General features: G+C 51.9%; 16 protein-coding genes. 8 read left to right on the top strand and 8 right to left on the bottom strand.

Translation table 11 applies throughout. From position 1 onward, the window contains the following. Window positions 1–81 precede the first annotated feature (81 nt). Window positions 82–1,254 (top strand): peptidase MATCAP family protein, encoded by a 1,173-nt coding sequence (locus NG653_RS01355; protein ID WP_252739858.1) that lies wholly within the window; start codon window positions 82–84, stop codon window positions 1,252–1,254. Window positions 1,255–1,258: 4 nt separating this feature from the next. Here NG653_RS01355 and NG653_RS01360 read toward each other — a convergent pair whose 3' ends face one another. Both NG653_RS01360 and NG653_RS01365 read right to left on the bottom strand, forming a co-directional pair. Continuing rightward, window positions 1,259–1,672, bottom strand: a complete 414-nt coding sequence (locus tag NG653_RS01360) for a thiol-disulfide oxidoreductase DCC family protein (RefSeq protein WP_252739859.1) — start codon at window positions 1,670–1,672, stop codon at window positions 1,259–1,261. Between the two features lie 100 nt (window positions 1,673–1,772). Beyond that, entirely contained in the window at window positions 1,773–3,539 is a 1,767-nt protein-coding gene (locus tag NG653_RS01365; protein ID WP_252739860.1) for a tetratricopeptide repeat protein, read from the bottom strand. A gap of 307 nt (window positions 3,540–3,846) precedes the next feature. On the opposite strand from NG653_RS01365, the gene NG653_RS01370 reads away from it, so the two are divergent. The 4 genes from NG653_RS01370 (at window position 3,847) to NG653_RS01385 (ending at window position 7,651) form a co-directional block, all read left to right on the top strand. Beyond that, the gene (locus NG653_RS01370) at window positions 3,847–4,395 is read left to right on the top strand and encodes a hypothetical protein (RefSeq protein WP_252739861.1); all 549 of its coding nucleotides are present in this window, start codon (window positions 3,847–3,849) and stop codon (window positions 4,393–4,395) included. 208 nt (window positions 4,396–4,603) lie between these two features. Continuing rightward, a complete protein-coding gene (locus tag NG653_RS01375; RefSeq protein ID WP_252739862.1) occupies window positions 4,604–5,089 on the top strand; it encodes a T9SS type A sorting domain-containing protein in 486 nt (161 codons plus the stop codon). Further along, complete coding sequence (locus NG653_RS01380; protein ID WP_252739863.1) at window positions 5,086–5,742, top strand: outer membrane beta-barrel protein; 657 nt, start codon at window positions 5,086–5,088, stop codon at window positions 5,740–5,742. Before NG653_RS01375 ends, NG653_RS01380 begins: the two co-directional genes overlap by 4 nt. 1 nt (window position 5,743) lies before the next feature. Next, entirely contained in the window at window positions 5,744–7,651 is a 1,908-nt protein-coding gene (locus NG653_RS01385) for a hypothetical protein (protein ID WP_252739864.1), read from the top strand. A 10-nt stretch (window positions 7,652–7,661) separates the two neighbouring features. On the opposite strand, the gene NG653_RS01390 is transcribed toward NG653_RS01385, so the two are convergent. Further along, entirely contained in the window at window positions 7,662–9,839 is a 2,178-nt protein-coding gene (locus NG653_RS01390; RefSeq protein ID WP_252739865.1) for an endonuclease MutS2, read from the bottom strand. 139 nt (window positions 9,840–9,978) lie between these two features. Here NG653_RS01390 and NG653_RS01395 point away from each other — a divergent pair, with 139 nt between their 5' ends. Together NG653_RS01395 and ung are read left to right on the top strand one after the other, a co-directional pair. Then, a complete protein-coding gene (locus tag NG653_RS01395) occupies window positions 9,979–10,503 on the top strand; it encodes a hypothetical protein (protein ID WP_252739866.1) in 525 nt (174 codons plus the stop codon). A gap of 23 nt (window positions 10,504–10,526) precedes the next feature. Continuing rightward, window positions 10,527–11,192 (top strand): uracil-DNA glycosylase, encoded by a 666-nt coding sequence (ung, locus tag NG653_RS01400; protein ID WP_252740141.1) that lies wholly within the window; start codon window positions 10,527–10,529, stop codon window positions 11,190–11,192. Window positions 11,193–11,199: 7 nt separating this feature from the next. Here the strand turns inward: ung and NG653_RS01405 are convergent, their stop codons facing one another. The 5 genes from NG653_RS01405 to NG653_RS01425 all read right to left on the bottom strand — a co-directional run bounded on the left by NG653_RS01405 (window position 11,200) and on the right by NG653_RS01425 (window position 15,295). Then, window positions 11,200–12,054, bottom strand: a complete 855-nt coding sequence (locus NG653_RS01405; protein WP_252739867.1) for a substrate-binding domain-containing protein — start codon at window positions 12,052–12,054, stop codon at window positions 11,200–11,202. Between the two features lie 12 nt (window positions 12,055–12,066). Next, window positions 12,067–12,942 (bottom strand): nucleoside phosphorylase, encoded by an 876-nt coding sequence (locus NG653_RS01410; RefSeq protein ID WP_252739868.1) that lies wholly within the window; start codon window positions 12,940–12,942, stop codon window positions 12,067–12,069. A gap of 1 nt (window position 12,943) precedes the next feature. Then, window positions 12,944–13,876, bottom strand: a complete 933-nt coding sequence (locus NG653_RS01415; RefSeq protein ID WP_252739869.1) for a DUF1835 domain-containing protein — start codon at window positions 13,874–13,876, stop codon at window positions 12,944–12,946. A gap of 95 nt (window positions 13,877–13,971) precedes the next feature. Next, a complete protein-coding gene (locus tag NG653_RS01420; protein ID WP_252739870.1) occupies window positions 13,972–14,304 on the bottom strand; it encodes a translation initiation factor in 333 nt (110 codons plus the stop codon). Between the two features lie 34 nt (window positions 14,305–14,338). After that, window positions 14,339–15,295 carry an isopenicillin N synthase family dioxygenase gene (locus NG653_RS01425; RefSeq protein WP_252739871.1) on the bottom strand — a complete coding sequence of 319 codons (957 nt, stop codon included), beginning with the start codon at window positions 15,293–15,295 and terminating at the stop codon, window positions 14,339–14,341. 110 nt (window positions 15,296–15,405) lie between these two features. Between NG653_RS01425 and NG653_RS01430 the strand changes: the two genes are divergently transcribed. Continuing rightward, window positions 15,406–17,382 (top strand): alpha-ketoacid dehydrogenase subunit alpha/beta, encoded by a 1,977-nt coding sequence (locus tag NG653_RS01430; RefSeq protein WP_252739872.1) that lies wholly within the window; start codon window positions 15,406–15,408, stop codon window positions 17,380–17,382. The last annotated feature ends 25 nt before the right edge of the window (window positions 17,383–17,407 follow it).

Raw genomic sequence — 17,407 nt, forward strand, 5'->3', positions numbered from 1 at the left:
CCCCGACAGGGTGGAACTCCCCGGACAGGAGCGAAACAAACTTTTGATATCTTTGCCGCCATTCGAATTCGAGGAATGTCCATGACACCACAAGAGGTCCTGCCCGAGCTTAAGGAAAAGTACCGCCCGGTATTTGAAATCGACACCCATTTAAACCGCCTGGTCAAACGAATCGAACTGCTTAGTTATATCAATCCGATCAATACGGAAAAGGAAAAACATCGTTTTTTCACGGCAAAGTATAACCTGGAACCCGAATTCAAATACCCCAGGTTGAAGTTTGACCCTTATAAACTCCACCGGCTCTTTTTTTCGTATCGCCTTGACCGGATCGAAGATGAGACCCTCCGGGAACTCTACAAGGAAGTAATCTACTTCTATGCCAATATGGTCCAGTGTATAGAGACCATCGGCAGCCCCAGGCGGTTTTACTTCAACTCCCTTCGCGTATACGGCACCCCTAGGGAACGGGACGTGGAAAACGCCCGCTTTATTTTGCACTTTGAAGACGAGCCTTCCGATGGCTCCATGGAAAAGCATCACAGCCCTGAAGCGGCCCGGGCCTATTTTGAAGCCTTTGCCAAAGCCTATGACTTTCCGCTGCAAATTCGCTTTTCGACGCATATTTCTGCCAGGGCCATGGTTAGCAATAGCAGCCAAAGCCTGCTGATTAAGCGTAACGCCCAATTCAGCGAGAACCAGTTGCTCACCCTGGCGCACCATGAAATAGGGGTCCACCTGGTAACCACCTACAACGGACTGGCCCAGCCCCTGAAGATCTTTTCCAACGGCCTGCCCAAAAATGTCGAAACCCAGGAAGGCCTGGCGGTCTTCAGTGAATACATGGGGGGTGCCCTAACTTTAAAAAGACTTAAAGAATTAGCATACAGGGTTTTGGCTTCTGACAGTTTAAGTAAAGGATACAGTTTTTCTGACACCTTTGACCTTATCCATAATCAGTACCGGCTGAACCGGGAGGAGGCCTTTACGATTACCCTGCGGGCCCACCGGGGTGGCGGCTTTACAAAAGACGGGCTCTATCTCAGCGGCCTGCGTAAAATATACCAGCGGCATCTGAAACAACAGGCCATGGAACCCATGCTTTCGGGGAAGGTCTCCCTGGACTATGAAAGGCACATCGCGTACCTCACTGAGCTTGGGTTGGCCGGAGAAGGCCCCTACAGGTCCCTGAGTTTTGCCCGGAATCGCAATATGAACCCTACCCTGGACTTTATCCTCAACAACCTGAAATAGGGCGTTAATCGAGGAACCTGGCGCGCAATTCAGGGGAAGGCACCATGCATTGCTCCTGTTTCCCAAACCAACGATACCGGTTGCGCGCCACCAGGTCATAGGCAGCGTCCCGCAACGACCGCGGCAGCCACCCGAAAAGTACGGGTAGCCACCCGTATCCTTTGAGATTCCGGGCCAGCTCAAGGGCCGCATCCGATTTGATGTACAAGGCAACCCCCGGATCGATCAGGATAATGGAATCGGTGGATGCCGTATCAATCCCCCTTTCGGCGAGAAGTTTCCGGCCTGTTTCCCCCTGCAGGGAGGCAAAGCGGAAAAGGTCGTTCCGATCATGCCTGATCACGAACTGGACAGAGCGGTTGCAAAGGTTACAGACCCCGTCGAATAGCACGATTTGTTTTCCCTCAGGTAATTCCATGGTACAAAGATAGTGCCTGGGGAACTATTTACGGATGCCAGGGGATTGCAGGGAAGAAGTATAATTTAAAAGGGTGGGGGGAGGGGGCGCCCCTTATTCTCTATATCGACGCCAAAAATTCGCTTAAATCCACATCCCTGTCCAGGCCGAGTTTCTTTTTCAGCCGATACTTCGACTTCAGGATGCTCTCAGGCAAAACATTCATGGTAGCAGCGATTTCTTTAGTGGTGAGATTCATCCTTAAAAACGCTGCGAGGCGAATTTCCTTTTCCGAAATCTCGGGTGAAAAGGTCTTGAGCTTTTGGTCAAAATCATTGTGCACCTGGGCAAAGTAGGTCTTAAAGGTCTCCCAGTCCTTGTCGCTGGCCTTTTCCTTTCGCAACAACATAGCAATACGCCTGAACTCCATTTTGAACTTTTCCGGTGATCTGCGCAGGTTCTCCAGATTGTCCTGTAATTCCTCCAGGAAGGTGTTTTTCTGCACCAGGTGCAGGGTCTGGCTTGCCAGTTCCTTCTTTTTATGTTCGATTTCCTGCCTGTAGACCGCCTCCTGTTTTTCCCTCTGGATCCTGTTCCTTTTCATGCGCTGGCGAAAACCGAAGAAAAGTCCTCCTGAAACAGCCAGAAAGGAAAACATTCCCCCGGCGTACAGGCTTTTGGTCAGTTCATCCACTTTGGCTTTTTCATTCAGGGTATTGATTTCTTCCTGCTGCAGGGCCAGTTCGGCTTCTTTCTGGGCGGTTTGAAAACGAACCTCCAATGCGTTGATCTGCTCTACCTTTTCCTTCTGGAAAATGGAGTCATATTGCTCAAAATGTTTCTCCCTGAAGGTGTAGGCCTCCTTGTAGTTTCCATTCTGCGCATGGGCATCACCCAGGTCTTTCAGCAGCCTGACAAATTCCGGTTTGTTGTCTGTTTCATCGGCAAGGTTAAGGGCTATCCTTAAATACTCAAGTGCCTGGCCTGGCCTTCCCGTTTGCAGGCAAAGTGCCCCCAGATGGCGCCCGGCGGTAATTTGCATAGCCTGTTCGCCCGTCTTAATGCCCATAGCTATGGAACGTTTCAGGTACGACTCGCTCATCGCGTATTCCCCGAGTTTCATATAGACTTCCCCAAGGTGGGCATACTGTTCCCCGGACTCAAAATCGTACTTTTCCGCCTCAAAATACTCCAGGGCCTCCAGGTAAATGGGCAGCGCCTCCCCGGGGCGGCCTGCAACGACATAATTTGTGGCCATATTCGACCTGGCTATGGCTGCTCCCCAGGGTTCATCGAATTCCTCACAAGCGGCTATCGTTTTTAAATAGTACGCATTGGATCGGTCTAACTGGTCCATTTCTCCCAGTAATACCCCAATGTTTAAAAAAGTGGGGATTCTGTAGTAGTCGGTATCGCCCAGGATATCGGAGAACTCCAGGGATTTCATATAAGAATCCAATGCTTCATCGAGTTTGCCCCGGTTCTTCTGAACCACCCCAAGGACATTATACGACACCTGCTGCATTCCAAGGTTTCTTGCTTTGGCAAAGGAGTCTATCGCCTTTTTGTAAAGCCCCTCTGCCTTTACGTAGTCCCCGGTTTTGTTATAGTAAAACGCCAGGTCATTGAGTAACCTGGCCTGTATATTCGTGCTCTTTACCCCGGCGGCAAGGGTAAATGCCGTATCCAGATAGGCCCGGGCCGTTTCGGGATCGTCCGTCATATAGTCATTAAAGATAGTTCTATAGGTATATATGAGCGGGGTATCCTTCTGGGTTCTCAGTAGTTGAAGCATACTGTCGAGGGACCGTGTATTGCGCGGCTGGCCCAAAAGGAGGCCACTTCCTATCAGGTAAATCAGGAGAAAAAGGATTGGCAAGCGATGCATGGGTGAATGTTTTGATACTGAAAAGATAGCCCATTTTATGTGCCCGTGGGCATTACAGCCTAATGGGAAGATTAGGGTTGTCCAGAGGTTGTCCATGCACTTCGTCTATTAAACGATGCATTTAAAACTGTTACATGCCTGAATCACAGATATATAAATTACATCTTTCCATTTGGGAATTATGGACTGTCCATGCCGTTTTATGACGATGGAAGATGTTTATGTCCATACTTTGTCCATGCCTGAAATTAGGTGCGGGGTTGCTTTAAGGATAGTTTTGGGGTGTTGAATCTAAAAACTTTATATCATGAAAACCATTAATGCATTCACAACGATCAGAACCGTTTTATCGCGGGCAATGTTTATCAGTCTGCTGACTTTGGCGGCAATCTCTTGCAGCAACGACGAGGACGAGGAACAGGCACCCACCCCGGACCCGGATGTTTCCTTCAGTGTACAACTTGTTAAAATTCGGGCATCCGAGATTTCAGGCGAGGGGAATGATGCCCTTGAAGTATTCGGAGAAATTACCGCTTCCCTGAATATTGGCACCACTTCGGACAACAGGCTCTTATGGTCCACAGATCTGGAAAACAATTTATCGGTTACTGAAAATGACTCACAAATTAGTGGGGCAGTTACCTTTACCGTGAAAGCTGAGGATGTTTCATCGGGAAGTATCGTTGTTGCTGGTGACCTTCAGGAATGGGACGGGGGTACTTTCATAGAAAATCTCGGTCAGGAGTCCATAACGCTTTCCTTGACCTCCATTTCAAGCCCGCAGGAATTTCAGCTTACATTTTCCGATGCGCCCAACCAAACCGTTGCCCTGACCTATCAGGTTTCGAGGCAATAGTTTATGACAGTCGGCCTCTCAGGTAGTTGTAGATTCAACAACTTGATGCCGGCTGTTTTTTTTCAATTCGGTAGCGTTCCGGCTCTTTGTTTCATAACAATTGAATGGCCGGTCAACGAAAGGGGAATTACCTCTTCCTGTCCTTTGTGGCCAGGGCCCTGCTACACGGTCTGAACCCTATCAGATCAACCGCCAATACCGCTGCGATATGAAAGCATTTTTTCTCCTTTTACTCATAATCCCTTTTTATACGAACGCCCAGACCCTTATGCGTCAAACCCTGGCACAGGCCGGGTCGGGCAGGCTGGTCCAGGCCGGGGGCAGGGGTTACTTCCTGCTGCAAAGTGTCGGGCAGGGAAGTGTTACCGGCACGTATACTGCCGGGAATGCCTCAGTCCGCCAGGGGTATATTCAGCCCCTGCCCATTCTCCTGACGGGAGGGGATCCGGATGGCCTTGAAGCCCTTGTTTGGCCCAATCCGTTTGTAAACGGGGTGGTTGCGCGACTCGAGGCAGGCCTTGAAGAAGAGGTCCTTGTGCAGGTCTTCGATATTTCGGGGCGTTTGGTGCAGCGCATTGCCTATGTGCCCGAAACGCAGTTGGCCATCCCGCTGCTTAACCTTTCGCAAGGCATTTATTTTATACGATTCCTTTCAGGTCAGAAATCGATCACCAAACAATTGATCAAGTTGTGAAGCGACTCGTTTTGATATTCCTGATGGGTGCGATTTGCCAGGTGTCCTTGGCGCAGAAGTTGTACGTGGAAACAGGGCAATCCATCACCGCCTTTGATTACCGGAATTCCGCAGGGGGAACCCTGGACAACCTGCTTCCCAAAGCCAAAACCTTCCTGTCTGCAGGATATGGCTTTCAATTGTGGGGCGACAAGGGTTACCTGCTCCTTGGCGCAAGCCTCCAGAACTACGGTGCGGTTTCCAGCGACCAGCTGCTCGATAATTATTATGAATGGGATGTCACCTATGCAGGCTTAAATACAGGCCTGTATTATCAGGTTTCAAGGATAAGGGAGTTTCGCTTCTTCATTAAACCCACCCTGTCGCTGGAGTACCTGTTGAGGGGAACCCAAACCCTCAACAACCAGGTCTTCAGCCTGTCTGGCGAAGACGAATTCGACAACATACTATTGGTGCCCAGGGTAGGGGCAGGCGTGCAATATCCCATCTCCCGCAAAGCTGCCCTAAGCCTTACCTATGCCTTTGGAAGAAGTTTTTCCCTGGTGAATAACACCCCTGAGGACAGCGAACAACTCAACATTACCATGCATCAAATAAGCATAGGCATCTCGATAGTATTACCGGGATGCAACTGTGCCTTTAATAGTTATTGATATGAAAAAATATTACGTGTACTTCATTTGCCTCCTGTTATCGACATCTGTTTTTGCCCAGGTGGAGGGGATTACCTACCAGGCCGTGCTGATTGACAACAACCCGGATGAAATCCCGGGCATCGATGTGCCCTCGAACAGTATCCCGGAACAACCCATTGCGATTCGCTTCAGCATTGAGGATGCTTTAGGATCCATGGAGTATCAGGAAATACAACAAACGCAAACGGACCTTTACGGTACCATCAGCCTGACCATCGGGCAGGGCGAACGGACTCCTGAAAGCCTGGTGCCATTTGATCAGATCAACTGGGATGGTCCAAAAAGCCTGCGCGTGGACATTGACCTGCAGGCAGGCTCCGATTTCACGGAATTCAGCCGACAGCCTTTAACTTATGTGCCCTACGTCCGGCACCGCAATTTTATTGCCGATGGGGTAACCAACCTGAACAACGACCTCTATGTCAACAACGAAAGCTTTGCCCGTTTTTCGGGCGATGTGCTGGTCGAGCAGGACACCCGTCTCCAGAGGCTTACTGCTTTCGGGGAGTCCAATTTTAACCACAGGGTCACCATCGAGGCCCCTATGGAAACGACCAACCAGTCCGATATTGATGCCTACCCCCTGAGGATTACCGGCAGCGCACACGGGATGGCCATTGAACTCAACGACAACATCCCCGACAGAACCACGAATTTTGTCTCTTTTTGGGATGGAAACGGCAATCCCGTAGGACGGATTGAAGGCTTCCAGGCCCTTACGGATGTCAGTCAGAATTTTATTCTTGAAGTTCTTCTTGCAGACGAGCCCGATATAGACGAGGCCAGGGAACAGGAGGACAATGATACGGCTCCGCCTGCTCCGGCACCTGGGGCCTTCGATATTTATCTGAATAACGACTACAGCCTGAACCTTCTCCTTGAATATATCGATTTGATTGAAGCTTCCTCTACCTTCGGGTGGAACCTGGGGGCCTGTATTGGGGGCCTGGCAGTACTCGGGGACTGCGATGATGCCGCCTGGTCCTTCATCCAACTTATTATGCAGGGCGTACAAATTTCACTCTATGTGGGATATAATGAGCGAAACGTGGGGGTGGCTTTTGAGTCCGGAGGGGCAGATTATGCCGAATGGTTGAAGAAATTCGACGAAAACGAAAACCTGAGTTTCGGGGATGTGGTCGGGGTAAGGGCAGGGGAAATCTCGGCTCGATTTGCAGAGGCGGAAAAATTTATGGTGGTATCGCGGAATCCGATAGTATCCGGGGCGATGCCAAAACCCGGTGAGGAAAATAAGTACAGGCAGGTAGCTTTTATCGGGCAAGTACCGGTAAAGGTGCTGGGGGACGTCAACAAAGGGGATTATATCCTGCCCTCGGGAAATGGGGATGGAATGGCCATTGCCGTTTCCCCGGAGCAGATGCGATTGAACGATTACAGGCGGATCATTGGGGTCGCCTGGCAGGAATACCATGGAAACGACCTCTTTTCTTACATCAATACTGCTGTCGGGATCAACTCGGGTGACCTGGCCCGGGAGGTTTCGCAAATGCAGGTGATAATGAACCGGATGCAGGAGGCCCTGGCTGAAGTCAACCCTTCATATCACCCTGACTTTTTTGATGTGGAGTCCATTTCCGTGTCAAATTTGGGCGAAAAAACCCAGTCCAAAACAATGCAGCAGCTGCTATTGGAACGCCATGCCATTGGCCAGGGCGATGTTCGTCAGCAATTATTGGAAATGAAGGCCATGATGGAGGTGGAAGATAGCATGAGTCCATACTTCTCCTTCTCAAAATTGCCCTACCTGGAAGAGGTCCTGCAGAACCCTACCCCGCAGAACCTCGAAAAGTACAAGGCATTCTATGAAAAAGCGCTGACCAAACTCAAAGGCTTCGTGCAACAATAAAACAAATGTCTCAGGAGGCCCGCTCCACCAGCTCCAACTGGTCGAGGCTTACCTGCGTGGTAAACACGCCGTAATTCACGATAGCCCTGTTTTTTTCAATACTGTCGATACTGCCCACCGACTTGCTCTCGGCGATCCTTACCCGGTCGCCCACTTTAAGGACCGGCCTGGGTTTTTGCTGTTCCTGTTTTTCGCGTTTCTTCCGGGCTACGTCTTTTTTCTTTCGGATCTCCCTGACCTCTTCCTGCACTTCTTTGGCCAATTCGGCCTTTTTGAGAGCTTCGCTGGCGCTTTCGCCCGTGGATTGTGTCCGGGGCTTGCGTTTGCTGTTTTCGGTCTCCACGATCCGCAGCAGGTCGGAAATAAGCGGGCGCTTTTTCTTGTCTGCGAAATACTTTTCGGCTGCCTTATCGACCCTGGTGCCCAGATGGATCATCCGCTGGTTGTAATCGTAAAGCTCCTGGTAATTGCTGAGCTTGTCCTGCAACCGGGCATTGAGCGCCTCCAGACGGCGGGCTTCCTCCCGGGCCCGGCTCTCCTCTTCTTGGAGCCGGTCGCCGGTTTGCGCCATTTTGGTCCGTTCCTTCTGGAGTTTGGCAATGCTTTCATCAAACCGGACTTTGCTTCGGGCCACTTTTTTCTTCGCCTTGTTAATGAGGCTGTAAGGGATTCCCATCTTCTGTGCCACTTCAAAAGTAAACGAGCTGCCCGGCTGCCCTAATTCGAGGTGGTAGGTAGGTTCCAGGGTTTTGCTGTCGAAGCGCATGCTGGCATTGGTGGCGTGGGGCAGCTCATCGGCAAGGGCCTTCAAATTGGCATAATGGGTGGTAAACACCCCAAAAGCCCCGCACTCATAAAAGGTTTCCATAAAGGTTTCCGCAAGGGCCCCACCCAGTTCCGGATCACTGCCGGTGCCAAATTCATCGATGAGCAAAAGGGTGGATGGGGTGCACTTCTTCAGGAAGGCATTCATGTTTTTCAGCCGGTAGGAATAGGTGCTCAGGTGGTTTTCAATAGACTGGTTGTCGCCTATGTCGGTCAGGATTTGGTCAAAAAGGCAACAGGAACTTCCTTCGTGCACCGGAATAAGCATGCCGCTTTGGAGCATGAGCTGCAAAAGCCCCAGGGTTTTCAGAGTAATGCTTTTACCGCCGGCATTGGGCCCGGATATGACCACAAGGCGGTTCCCGGGGTTCAGCTCCAGGGTCTGGGGCCAGGTCTTGTCGCCCCTTCTTCTGTTGGCCAGCATCAATAGGGGATGATACGCATCCCGGAGGAACAGGCGCCGCTCCTCATTGATTTCAGGCAAGGTGGCGTCGAGCTCCCTCGCCAAATGGGCCTTTGCCGCGGCCAGGTCGATTTCCGCCATGATCTTCTGATAGGCGAGGAGCTCATCGGCATAAGGCCTTAATTCCCGGCCGAGCTTCCGCAGGATGCGGTCGATTTCTTCCTTTTCCTCGAGTTCGAGCAACTGGAGTTCCCTTGACTGTTGCGTTACAGCGTCGGGCTCGATAAATACAATGCTTCCGGTTTTGGACGTACCCAAAACCTGGCCCCTGACCTTCCTGCGGTGCATCGACTTCACCGCGAGTACCCTCCGGTTTTCCACGAAGGATTCCCGTATCTCATCCAGGAAATCTGCCTGGAGATAACGCGCAAGAGCTGCATTGAATGTTTGGTTGATTTTCCCCTGAATCTGCCGCATTTGCCTTCGGATACCCGAAAGTTCTGGGGAAGCGGAATCCTTTATTTCCCCGTGCCGGTCTATTGCGGCCTCTACCTTTTCCGGAATTTCCGCAATAAAGGGAGCCTGCATCACCCAGGTGTGGAGAAAGGGAAAGTACTCCACAAATTTTCCAAGGAACCGCTGATGCTCCTGAATAAGCCGGCTTAAGAACCCCATTTTTCGAAAGGCTTCCACCGGGAGCAGTGAATTTTCGAGCCTAAGGAGGTTTAACTCCTGATCAATGCCTTCAAAGCCGTGGTTGGGCAGGCGGTTTTCACTCTGAAAGGACGACAGGTATTCCCGGGTACGCCCCAGGGATTCGCCCAGGGCTTCCCTGTTCTGGAACGGCACGACAACGCTGGCCAGATTTTTTCCCGGCTCAGTCTGGCACCGGGCTTCAACAAGGGAGATGACCGAGGGAAATTCCAGGTCGTCCAGGGATTTTTTGGAAACCTTCTTCATAGGCTTTGGGATTCCCCGCAAAATTACGCAAAGGGAAGCAGACCCTGGTTGCATTAACCATACCCGTTTTCCCCCTTTGGTTTCCCTTTATCAAACAAAGCCTTTTTCGTACCTTTAGGAATATAAAGTTTACGCGAATATGGGATTTAAAGAGCGCTATGGGGAACCCCTGTGGACACAGGTCAGAAGGTTGCCATATCTGGTGGCCATGGGTATGGAAGGAGCCGGGCGCAGCGGGTTGGCCGGGTCTGCCAGCGAACGCCACGCCATGGTGCTGGGCATGGTAGGGGGGAAGGAGGACTTTTCCGAAAACAAGCTCATCACGGCAATTGTGCCTGCAGGATCTTCGCCCGAACAGATGCAACTCCACGCTATGGAGCAGCACGATGAAATCCTGGATTGTTTAAAGGACCTTGAAATAAAGGATTACGCAGGGCTGCGAAAGCATATCGCCAGGGTGCTGGACAACGTGGTAGCAGCGCTTTCTTCAAGGGAATCGCAGCAAAGCGCAGGCGAATACAAAACCTGGCTGCTGCATATTGCAGAGGGGGTCGCCATGGCAGGCAAAGAAGGGGATTTCCTGGGGTTTGGCGGAGAGCGTTTCAGCGAGAATGAACGGGAATTTTACAAGGAACTGCAGCAAGCCTTCCGCAAGGGGGAATGAAAACCCCGATCCTGAAAAAGCCTATGGAGGTCGACATTGAACAAAGCTGGAAGGCGCTGGTTGGAACGGAATTTGAAAAACCCTATTTCCATGACCTGGCGCGGCAGGTGCGGGAAGAATACCGACAACATCCCTGTTACCCTAAAGGGAGTAACATTTTTGCCGCTTTCAGCCATTGTCCCCTCAAGGAGGTAAAGGTCATCATCCTGGGGCAGGACCCCTATCATGGCCCGGGACAAGCCAACGGGTTGTGTTTTTCGGTCAACGAGGGAGTGCCCCATCCGCCATCGCTTACCAATATTTTCCGGGAAGCGGTCAGGGATGTGGGTATCGCCTATCCCGAAAGCGGGGACCTGAGTCGATGGGCACGACAGGGGGTGTTATTGCTCAATGCCGTCCTTACCGTACGGGCAAACCAGGCCGGGAGCCACCAGCGCCTCGGCTGGGAAATTTTCACCGATGCCGTAATTAAAACCCTCTCTGAAGAAAAAGAGGGATTGATTTTCCTGCTCTGGGGTGGTTTTGCCAAAAAGAAGTCCTCCCTTATCGATGGGAAGAAACACAGGATACTGACCTCGGGCCATCCTTCCCCCCTAAGCGCCAACAGGGGCTTATGGTTTGGAAACAGCCACTTCAGCAAGACCAATGAACTGCTGCAACAGCAGGGAAAACCCCCTATCCATTGGTAAGGGGAAATCAGGGCTTCCACATCAGGGCCTCTATAGATAATTTATTAGATATTAGGTTCAGGTGACTTAGGGTACTAATCACATTTTCAAGATTTTCCCTTTTTATTTGACTCTGGCTCCAGCGGGTTATGGCCAGCCATTCCCTGATGCCTTCCAATGCTTGCTTGTAGCGTAAAGCCAGGGTCCGGTCAATACTGGGGATGTCCCTGAATTCCACGGTAAAAGTGTTAATGATTTCAAGGAGGTCGCTCAAAACCCCAGGAGCCTTCCTGCCAAATTCCTCCGTACAGGCAATTACAAAGCACGGCCAGGGGGTGGGGCAGACCCCTATCCTCCTGAATACCCCCTGGTCCACCAGGGGCTGGGTGGTGAAGCGTTCCCACATGAAGTAGTCGGCCGTACCGCTGGCGAGGGCAGACACGGCCCCTTCGAGGGTGTTAACCACCTCAAAGCGGAGGCTTTCCAGGGGCCAGCCCTGATTTTCCGCATGTATAAAGGCCATGAGGTGGCTACCGCTCCCGTATCGGCTGATGGCTGCGGTTTTACCTGCCAGCTCGCTTTCCGTGCGATAGGGGCTCGACTGGTGGACGTGGATACCCCAGTGCAGGGACGAGGCGATAAACTCCTGGGCTATTTGGGCAGGAGTTCCATCAGAAACGGCTTTGACCAGGCCCTCGGTGAGGATTACCGCCAGGTCGGCCTTCCCGGCCCTGAGCATTTCGGCCATCTTTCCTGTGCCTTCCGGAACATCGGTCCACTGAAGATCTATACCCCTTGCAGAGAAGGCCCCTTCTTCCAGGGCCATTAGCCAGGGCAGGTTAAAATGTTCGGGCACCCCAACAATGCGAACCGCTGTATTCATGATCAGCCTCAATTAAGATTCCCGGGCAAGATGTTCCAGGGTATATCGGATCAGGCGGTCGATCGCCTGCTTCGGGTCTTTTGAAAACTCCCTGGTTTCCCGGTTGGCCAGGATGCAGTTCAGGGCCGTTGCCGCATGCCCCATCAGGGCGGCCAGCCCAAAAATACCTGCAGTTTCCATTTCCATATTGGTGATCCGAAAGCCGTGGAAGCGGAACGAAGTCAACTTTTCATTCATATGGGGGTCCTCCGGAGCCAATCGGAGGTTTCTTCCCTGAGGCGCATAAAACCCCGAGTTGGTGGCCGTAAAGCCGCGGTGTATCCCGTCGGATTGAAACTTCATGCAGAGCTCCGGGTCGGCCTGCACCACGTAGGGTACCGGCTTCATGACCGACCACCCACTGTGTTCCAGAAAAGCAAACTGCATATCTGCCATTTGCACCCTGCCACTATCGTAGAAATGGAGCAGGCCATCAAAGCCGATAGCCATTTCACTGAGCACCATCGAATCCACAGGGATGTCTGCCTGGATGGCGCCCGAAGTCCCTACCCGTATCAATTCCAGCCGGGTCAGGGGTTCCCGTATTTTTTTGTTTTTAAAATCAATATTGACCAGGGCGTCCAGTTCATTGAGGACGATGTCGATATTGTCGGTTCCGATCCCCGTGGACACCACACTCAGGTGCTTCCCCCGGTAATACCCCGTATGGGTTACAAATTCCCTTTTGGATTTCTTTACGTCGATATGGTCAAAATAGGAGGAAACCTGGGGGACCCGGCCGGGGTCGCCAACCAAAATTACAGTAGGGGCGAGGTCTTCGGGCAGTAAATTGAGATGGTAAATAGATTGGTCCGGGTTAAGGATCAATTCGGAAGCTTCCAGGGGCATGTCAGAGCTTTAGGATTCTTCCTGCCTCGGTATTGTAGAGGAAGTTGTATTTAAGGGCACCCCCCAGATAAACCTCATTGCTGCGAAGGGAGGCGTAGTAATTTGCCTGGTTTTCGAGGACATCCTTCCCCTCCTTGCTCAGCCGTACCGGGTTCATGGAGTGGAATAGGGGACGGAGGCTTCTGACAATTCGATCGTACTGCGTATCCCCAAAACCATACCAGCCCTGGTTCGCCAAAAGGGAGGCCAGCAATTCCTTTTTGGAAGTGGGCTTTTCTTCTGCGGCCACCTTAAGGACCCTGTTCTCAATTTCGTTCAGGCCGTTTTTGATGGTGGGAAACCGTTTGAGGTGTGTTTTAATCGCCTCCCCCAGGTATTGAAACTGGTAATGGTCGTATTCCGCCAAGTTTTCCAGTCGTATAGGGTTGTTGCTGCAATACAGCTGCCAGACATAATCGGCATATTCGATATCATCCTGGCTCAGGTCCACGCGTTTTTCATAGAGGCCCCGCAGTTGTTCATCGCTCAGGTCGTTGAGCCCGAACAATCTGTCGGTCCCGTCCTCATACCCGCTGCATACCAGGGAAATCCGAACATGCCTTCGGTGCATTTTAAGCCAGCTGATCACCGCCAGCATATTGACCTGGCAAAAAAGGTCGTATTCAAACCATAAGACGATCTCATCCTCCTGCTTGTGGGAACAAAGAGACCTGTATTCCTTCAGGGTTTTCTCAATAAACCACGACTTGCTGACGTTATATTGTTTGTGGAGGAAGTCGAACCTGGTCTTCCAAAACGCCTCACTCCCAACATTAGTCTCCGTCTTTCCCTCACACAACATTTCCCTCCAGGTTATCACAGCCCCTTTATACTTGAGCTGCTTAAGCCTTTCGGTGAAAATATCCCCGTTGGTGATGTGCAATTGGGAACTCATGATGCTTCAGGTCGTTTATCAAATGACAGATAAAGTTAGCATTTAATCGAAAGAATAAAAAAAAATTAACAGAATGACGCAACCTTTAGTCAGTTTTATCCTCCAACCCGCTTTACTTTAAAACCCAATTCCCTGAGGTGTTGCATGATTTGTACGCGGTAATCGCCCTGGATAAGAATGCTGCCATTTTTACTGGACCCGCCCACCCCAAGGCGCTGCTTGATTTGCCTGGCTAAGGTTTTGAGGTCCTCTTCGGACCCGTTATACCCCTCGAGGAGGGTAACCGGCTTGCCTTTGCGTTTTTCGTATTTGCAGAGAATGGGGTCGTCCTGCATCCAGAGTTCCTTCCCTTTTGCTTCCAGGGAATGCTCATCCTCAGGCTCCGGGTGGTCAGGGAATAACTTTTTGAGTTGGTCTTTAAGGTCCATAAAGATTAAAGAATGGTGCAGTCCGGATAAAAGATCAGCTACCGGGCTTTACCAGGCCCAGTTCGATAAGGCGTTCGTTGAGGAATTCCCCGGCGGTAATATCGGAAAAGGCTTTTGGGTGGGCCTCGTCGATGCAGTGTTCCAGGCAATTCAGGGGCATTGAACTGATGGGATGCATAAAAAAGGGAATAGAGTAGCGTGAGCTCCCCCAGGCTTCCCTTGGCGGGTTTACCACGCGGTGTATGGTGGATTTCAGCCGGTTATTGGTATGGCGGGAGAGCATATCCCCCACATTGATCATCAGTTCGTCCGGGGAGGCGATGGCATCAATCCATTCGCCGCGGTGGTTCTTTACCTGGAGCCCTTTCCCATGGGCTCCCATCAGCAGGGTGATCAGGTTGATGTCACCGTGTGCCGCTGCACGGACCGCATTTTTGGGTTCCTCCGTTATCGGCGGATAGTGGATCGGCCTCAAAATGGAGTTCCCGTCTTTTACATACCCATCGAAATAATCTTCCTGTAAGCCAAGGCGGAGGGCCAGCGCCTTTAAAACGTAAACCGCTGTTTTCTCCAGCATCTGATAGGCCTGCTTCCCGGCTTCATTGAACCCGGGCAGTTCTGCTACAAACACATTTTCAGGATATTCGGAGGCAAGTTCATGGCCCTCTTCCAGGTATTGCCCGAAATGCCAGAATTCCTTCAGGTCACCTTCCTTACGCCCCTTGGCATGCTCCTTTCCAAAGGAGGTATAGCCCCGTTGGCCGCCAATACCCGGTATTTCATACTTCTTTTTTATCGCTTCCGGAAGGTCGAAAAACTTTTTTACCTCTGCATAGAGCCTCGCTACCAGTTCTTCCGACAGGAAATGCCCGCTAAGGGCCACGAAGCCAATCTGCTCAAAGGCCTCGCCGATATCGTTGACAAAAGCAGCCTTTCGCTTGGGTTCGCCCGAGGTAAAGTCGCGCAAGTCTACACTGGGTATGGAATTCATAGGGCAAGGGTTTGAAAGAGCCCTCAAAGTTAATAATATTTGTTCCACCTCCCCGGGTGAATGCGTAGATTTGTGCCTGGACTAAATCGGGTAACCCCCACTGGCAACCTATGGACTACAAGGCTTTTGATATCGCCCCGGACACCCAGCTCAGGCTTTACCGGGATATGCTGCTTTCCAGGATGATCGAGGAAAAAATGCTCATCCTCCTGCGACAGGGACGGATTTCCAAATGGTTTAGCGGTATAGGGCAGGAAGCCATTGCAGCCGGGATCACGGCCAGCCTCCATCCGGAGGAATACATCCTTCCCATGCATCGGAACCTCGCGGTGTTCACCGGCCGGGATATCCCACTGCACCGATTGTTTGCCCAATGGCAGGGAAAGCAGAGCGGGTTTACCAAAGGCAGGGACCGGAGTTTCCATTTTGGCAGCAGGGAACACCATATTGTAGGGATGATTTCACACCTCGGGCCCCAATTAGGGGTGGCCAACGGCATCGCCCTGACCCACCTGCTGCGTAAGGAACCCCGCGTCACTGCAGTCTTCACGGGGGAAGGCGCCACTAGTGAAGGCGACTTTCACGAGGCCCTGAATATCGCCGCGGTCTGGGACCTGCCCGTTTTGTTCTGCATCGAAAACAACGGGTATGGCCTCTCCACCCCGACAAACGAACAGTTTCGCTGCGAAAACCTGGCCGACAAGGGCATTGGCTACGGGATGAAAGCGCATATCCTTGATGGCAACAATATCCTGGAGGTCTATAGCCGGGTATCGGAACTTGTTTCGGAAATGCGAAAAAACCCCGCACCGGTGCTTTTGGAGTTTAAAACCTTTCGCATGCGGGGCCATGAAGAGGCCAGCGGCACGAAATATGTTCCCCAGGAGCTCATGGACCAGTGGGCAGCCCGGGATCCACTGGAAAACTTTACCCAGCACCTGCGCGAAGAAGGCATCCTCTCTGAAACCCTGGAAGTGGACCTGAAAAAGGAAATCGCACACAGGATTAACGACAACCTTGAAACCGCCTTTGCCGAAGGGCCGGTTGATTTTAACTATACCAAAGAATTAAATGATGTATTTCATCATTTTGTTTATGAGGAGGTTAAAGAGAATATAGAAACGGAAAATATCCGTTTGGTGGATGCCGTTTCCCAGGGCCTCAGGCAATCGATAGAACGCTGCGATTCCCTGGTGATCATGGGCCAGGACATCGCCGAATACGGCGGAGTTTTCAAGGTTACCGAGGGTTTTGTGGAAGCTTTTGGCAAGGAGCGGGTGCGCAACACCCCGATTTGCGAATCGGCGGTGGTATCCACGGCTATGGGGTTGGCCATTGGCGGCATGAAGGCCGTTGTGGAAATGCAGTTCGGCGACTTTGTCAGTTCCGGATTTAACCCCGTGGTGAATTACCTGGCCAAGGTCCATTACCGGTGGGGGCAACCCGCCGACGTAGTTATCCGGATGCCCTGCGGGGCAGGGGTAGGGGCAGGTCCCTTCCATTCCCAGACCAATGAGGCCTGGTTTACTAAGGTGCCGGGGCTTAAAGTGGTCTACCCGGCTTTCCCAAGGGATGCCAAAGGACTCCTGGCCACTGCCATCAACGACCCGAACCCCGTTCTCTTCTTTGAACACAAGGCTCTGTACCGCAGCATCTATGGCGAAGTCCCCACGGGGTATTATACCCTTCCCCTGGGCGTGGCGAGCCAGGTCCGGACAGGCAGCAGGCTTTCCCTGATAACTTTTGGGGCCGGGGTACACTGGGCCATGGAAGCCCTCGACGAGCTGAAGATTGGGGATGCGGACCTTATCGACCTGAGGACCCTTTGCCCGCTGGATACCGAAGCCATTTTCCAGTCCGTCCGAAAAACCGGCAAAGTCCTGCTCCTGCAGGAAGACAGTCTGTTCGGCGGGGTGATGTCGGATGTGGCCGCCCTCATCGCCGAGCATTGTTTCGAATCCCTGGACGCCCCGGTGCGCCGGGTAGCCGGCCTGGAAATCCCCATCCCGTTTGCGCGCAGCCTGGAAGCCGGATATTTGCCCCAGCAACGGCTGCGACAGGCCCTTAAGGAGCTTTTGGCCTATTAGGACAGGGGAAGTCCAAACCAAAGGA

Source organism: Robiginitalea marina, from assembly GCF_024006985.1.
Taxonomy (GTDB): domain Bacteria; phylum Bacteroidota; class Bacteroidia; order Flavobacteriales; family Flavobacteriaceae; genus Robiginitalea; species Robiginitalea marina.

Coding starts and splice junctions, on each gene's coding strand:
- NG653_RS01355 (WP_252739858.1), top strand. CDS start 82: ATGACACCACAAGAGGTCCTGCCCGAGCTTAAGGAAAAGTACCGCCCG.
- NG653_RS01360 (WP_252739859.1), bottom strand. CDS start 1,672: ATGGAATTACCTGAGGGAAAACAAATCGTGCTATTCGACGGGGTCTGT.
- NG653_RS01365 (WP_252739860.1), bottom strand. CDS start 3,539: ATGCATCGCTTGCCAATCCTTTTTCTCCTGATTTACCTGATAGGAAGT.
- NG653_RS01370 (WP_252739861.1), top strand. CDS start 3,847: ATGAAAACCATTAATGCATTCACAACGATCAGAACCGTTTTATCGCGG.
- NG653_RS01375 (WP_252739862.1), top strand. CDS start 4,604: ATGAAAGCATTTTTTCTCCTTTTACTCATAATCCCTTTTTATACGAAC.
- NG653_RS01385 (WP_252739864.1), top strand. CDS start 5,744: ATGAAAAAATATTACGTGTACTTCATTTGCCTCCTGTTATCGACATCT.
- NG653_RS01390 (WP_252739865.1), bottom strand. CDS start 9,839: ATGAAGAAGGTTTCCAAAAAATCCCTGGACGACCTGGAATTTCCCTCG.
- NG653_RS01395 (WP_252739866.1), top strand. CDS start 9,979: ATGGGATTTAAAGAGCGCTATGGGGAACCCCTGTGGACACAGGTCAGA.
- ung (WP_252740141.1), top strand. CDS start 10,527: ATGGAGGTCGACATTGAACAAAGCTGGAAGGCGCTGGTTGGAACGGAA.
- NG653_RS01405 (WP_252739867.1), bottom strand. CDS start 12,054: ATGAATACAGCGGTTCGCATTGTTGGGGTGCCCGAACATTTTAACCTG.
- NG653_RS01410 (WP_252739868.1), bottom strand. CDS start 12,942: ATGCCCCTGGAAGCTTCCGAATTGATCCTTAACCCGGACCAATCTATT.
- NG653_RS01415 (WP_252739869.1), bottom strand. CDS start 13,876: ATGAGTTCCCAATTGCACATCACCAACGGGGATATTTTCACCGAAAGG.
- NG653_RS01420 (WP_252739870.1), bottom strand. CDS start 14,304: ATGGACCTTAAAGACCAACTCAAAAAGTTATTCCCTGACCACCCGGAG.
- NG653_RS01425 (WP_252739871.1), bottom strand. CDS start 15,295: ATGAATTCCATACCCAGTGTAGACTTGCGCGACTTTACCTCGGGCGAA.
- NG653_RS01430 (WP_252739872.1), top strand. CDS start 15,406: ATGGACTACAAGGCTTTTGATATCGCCCCGGACACCCAGCTCAGGCTT.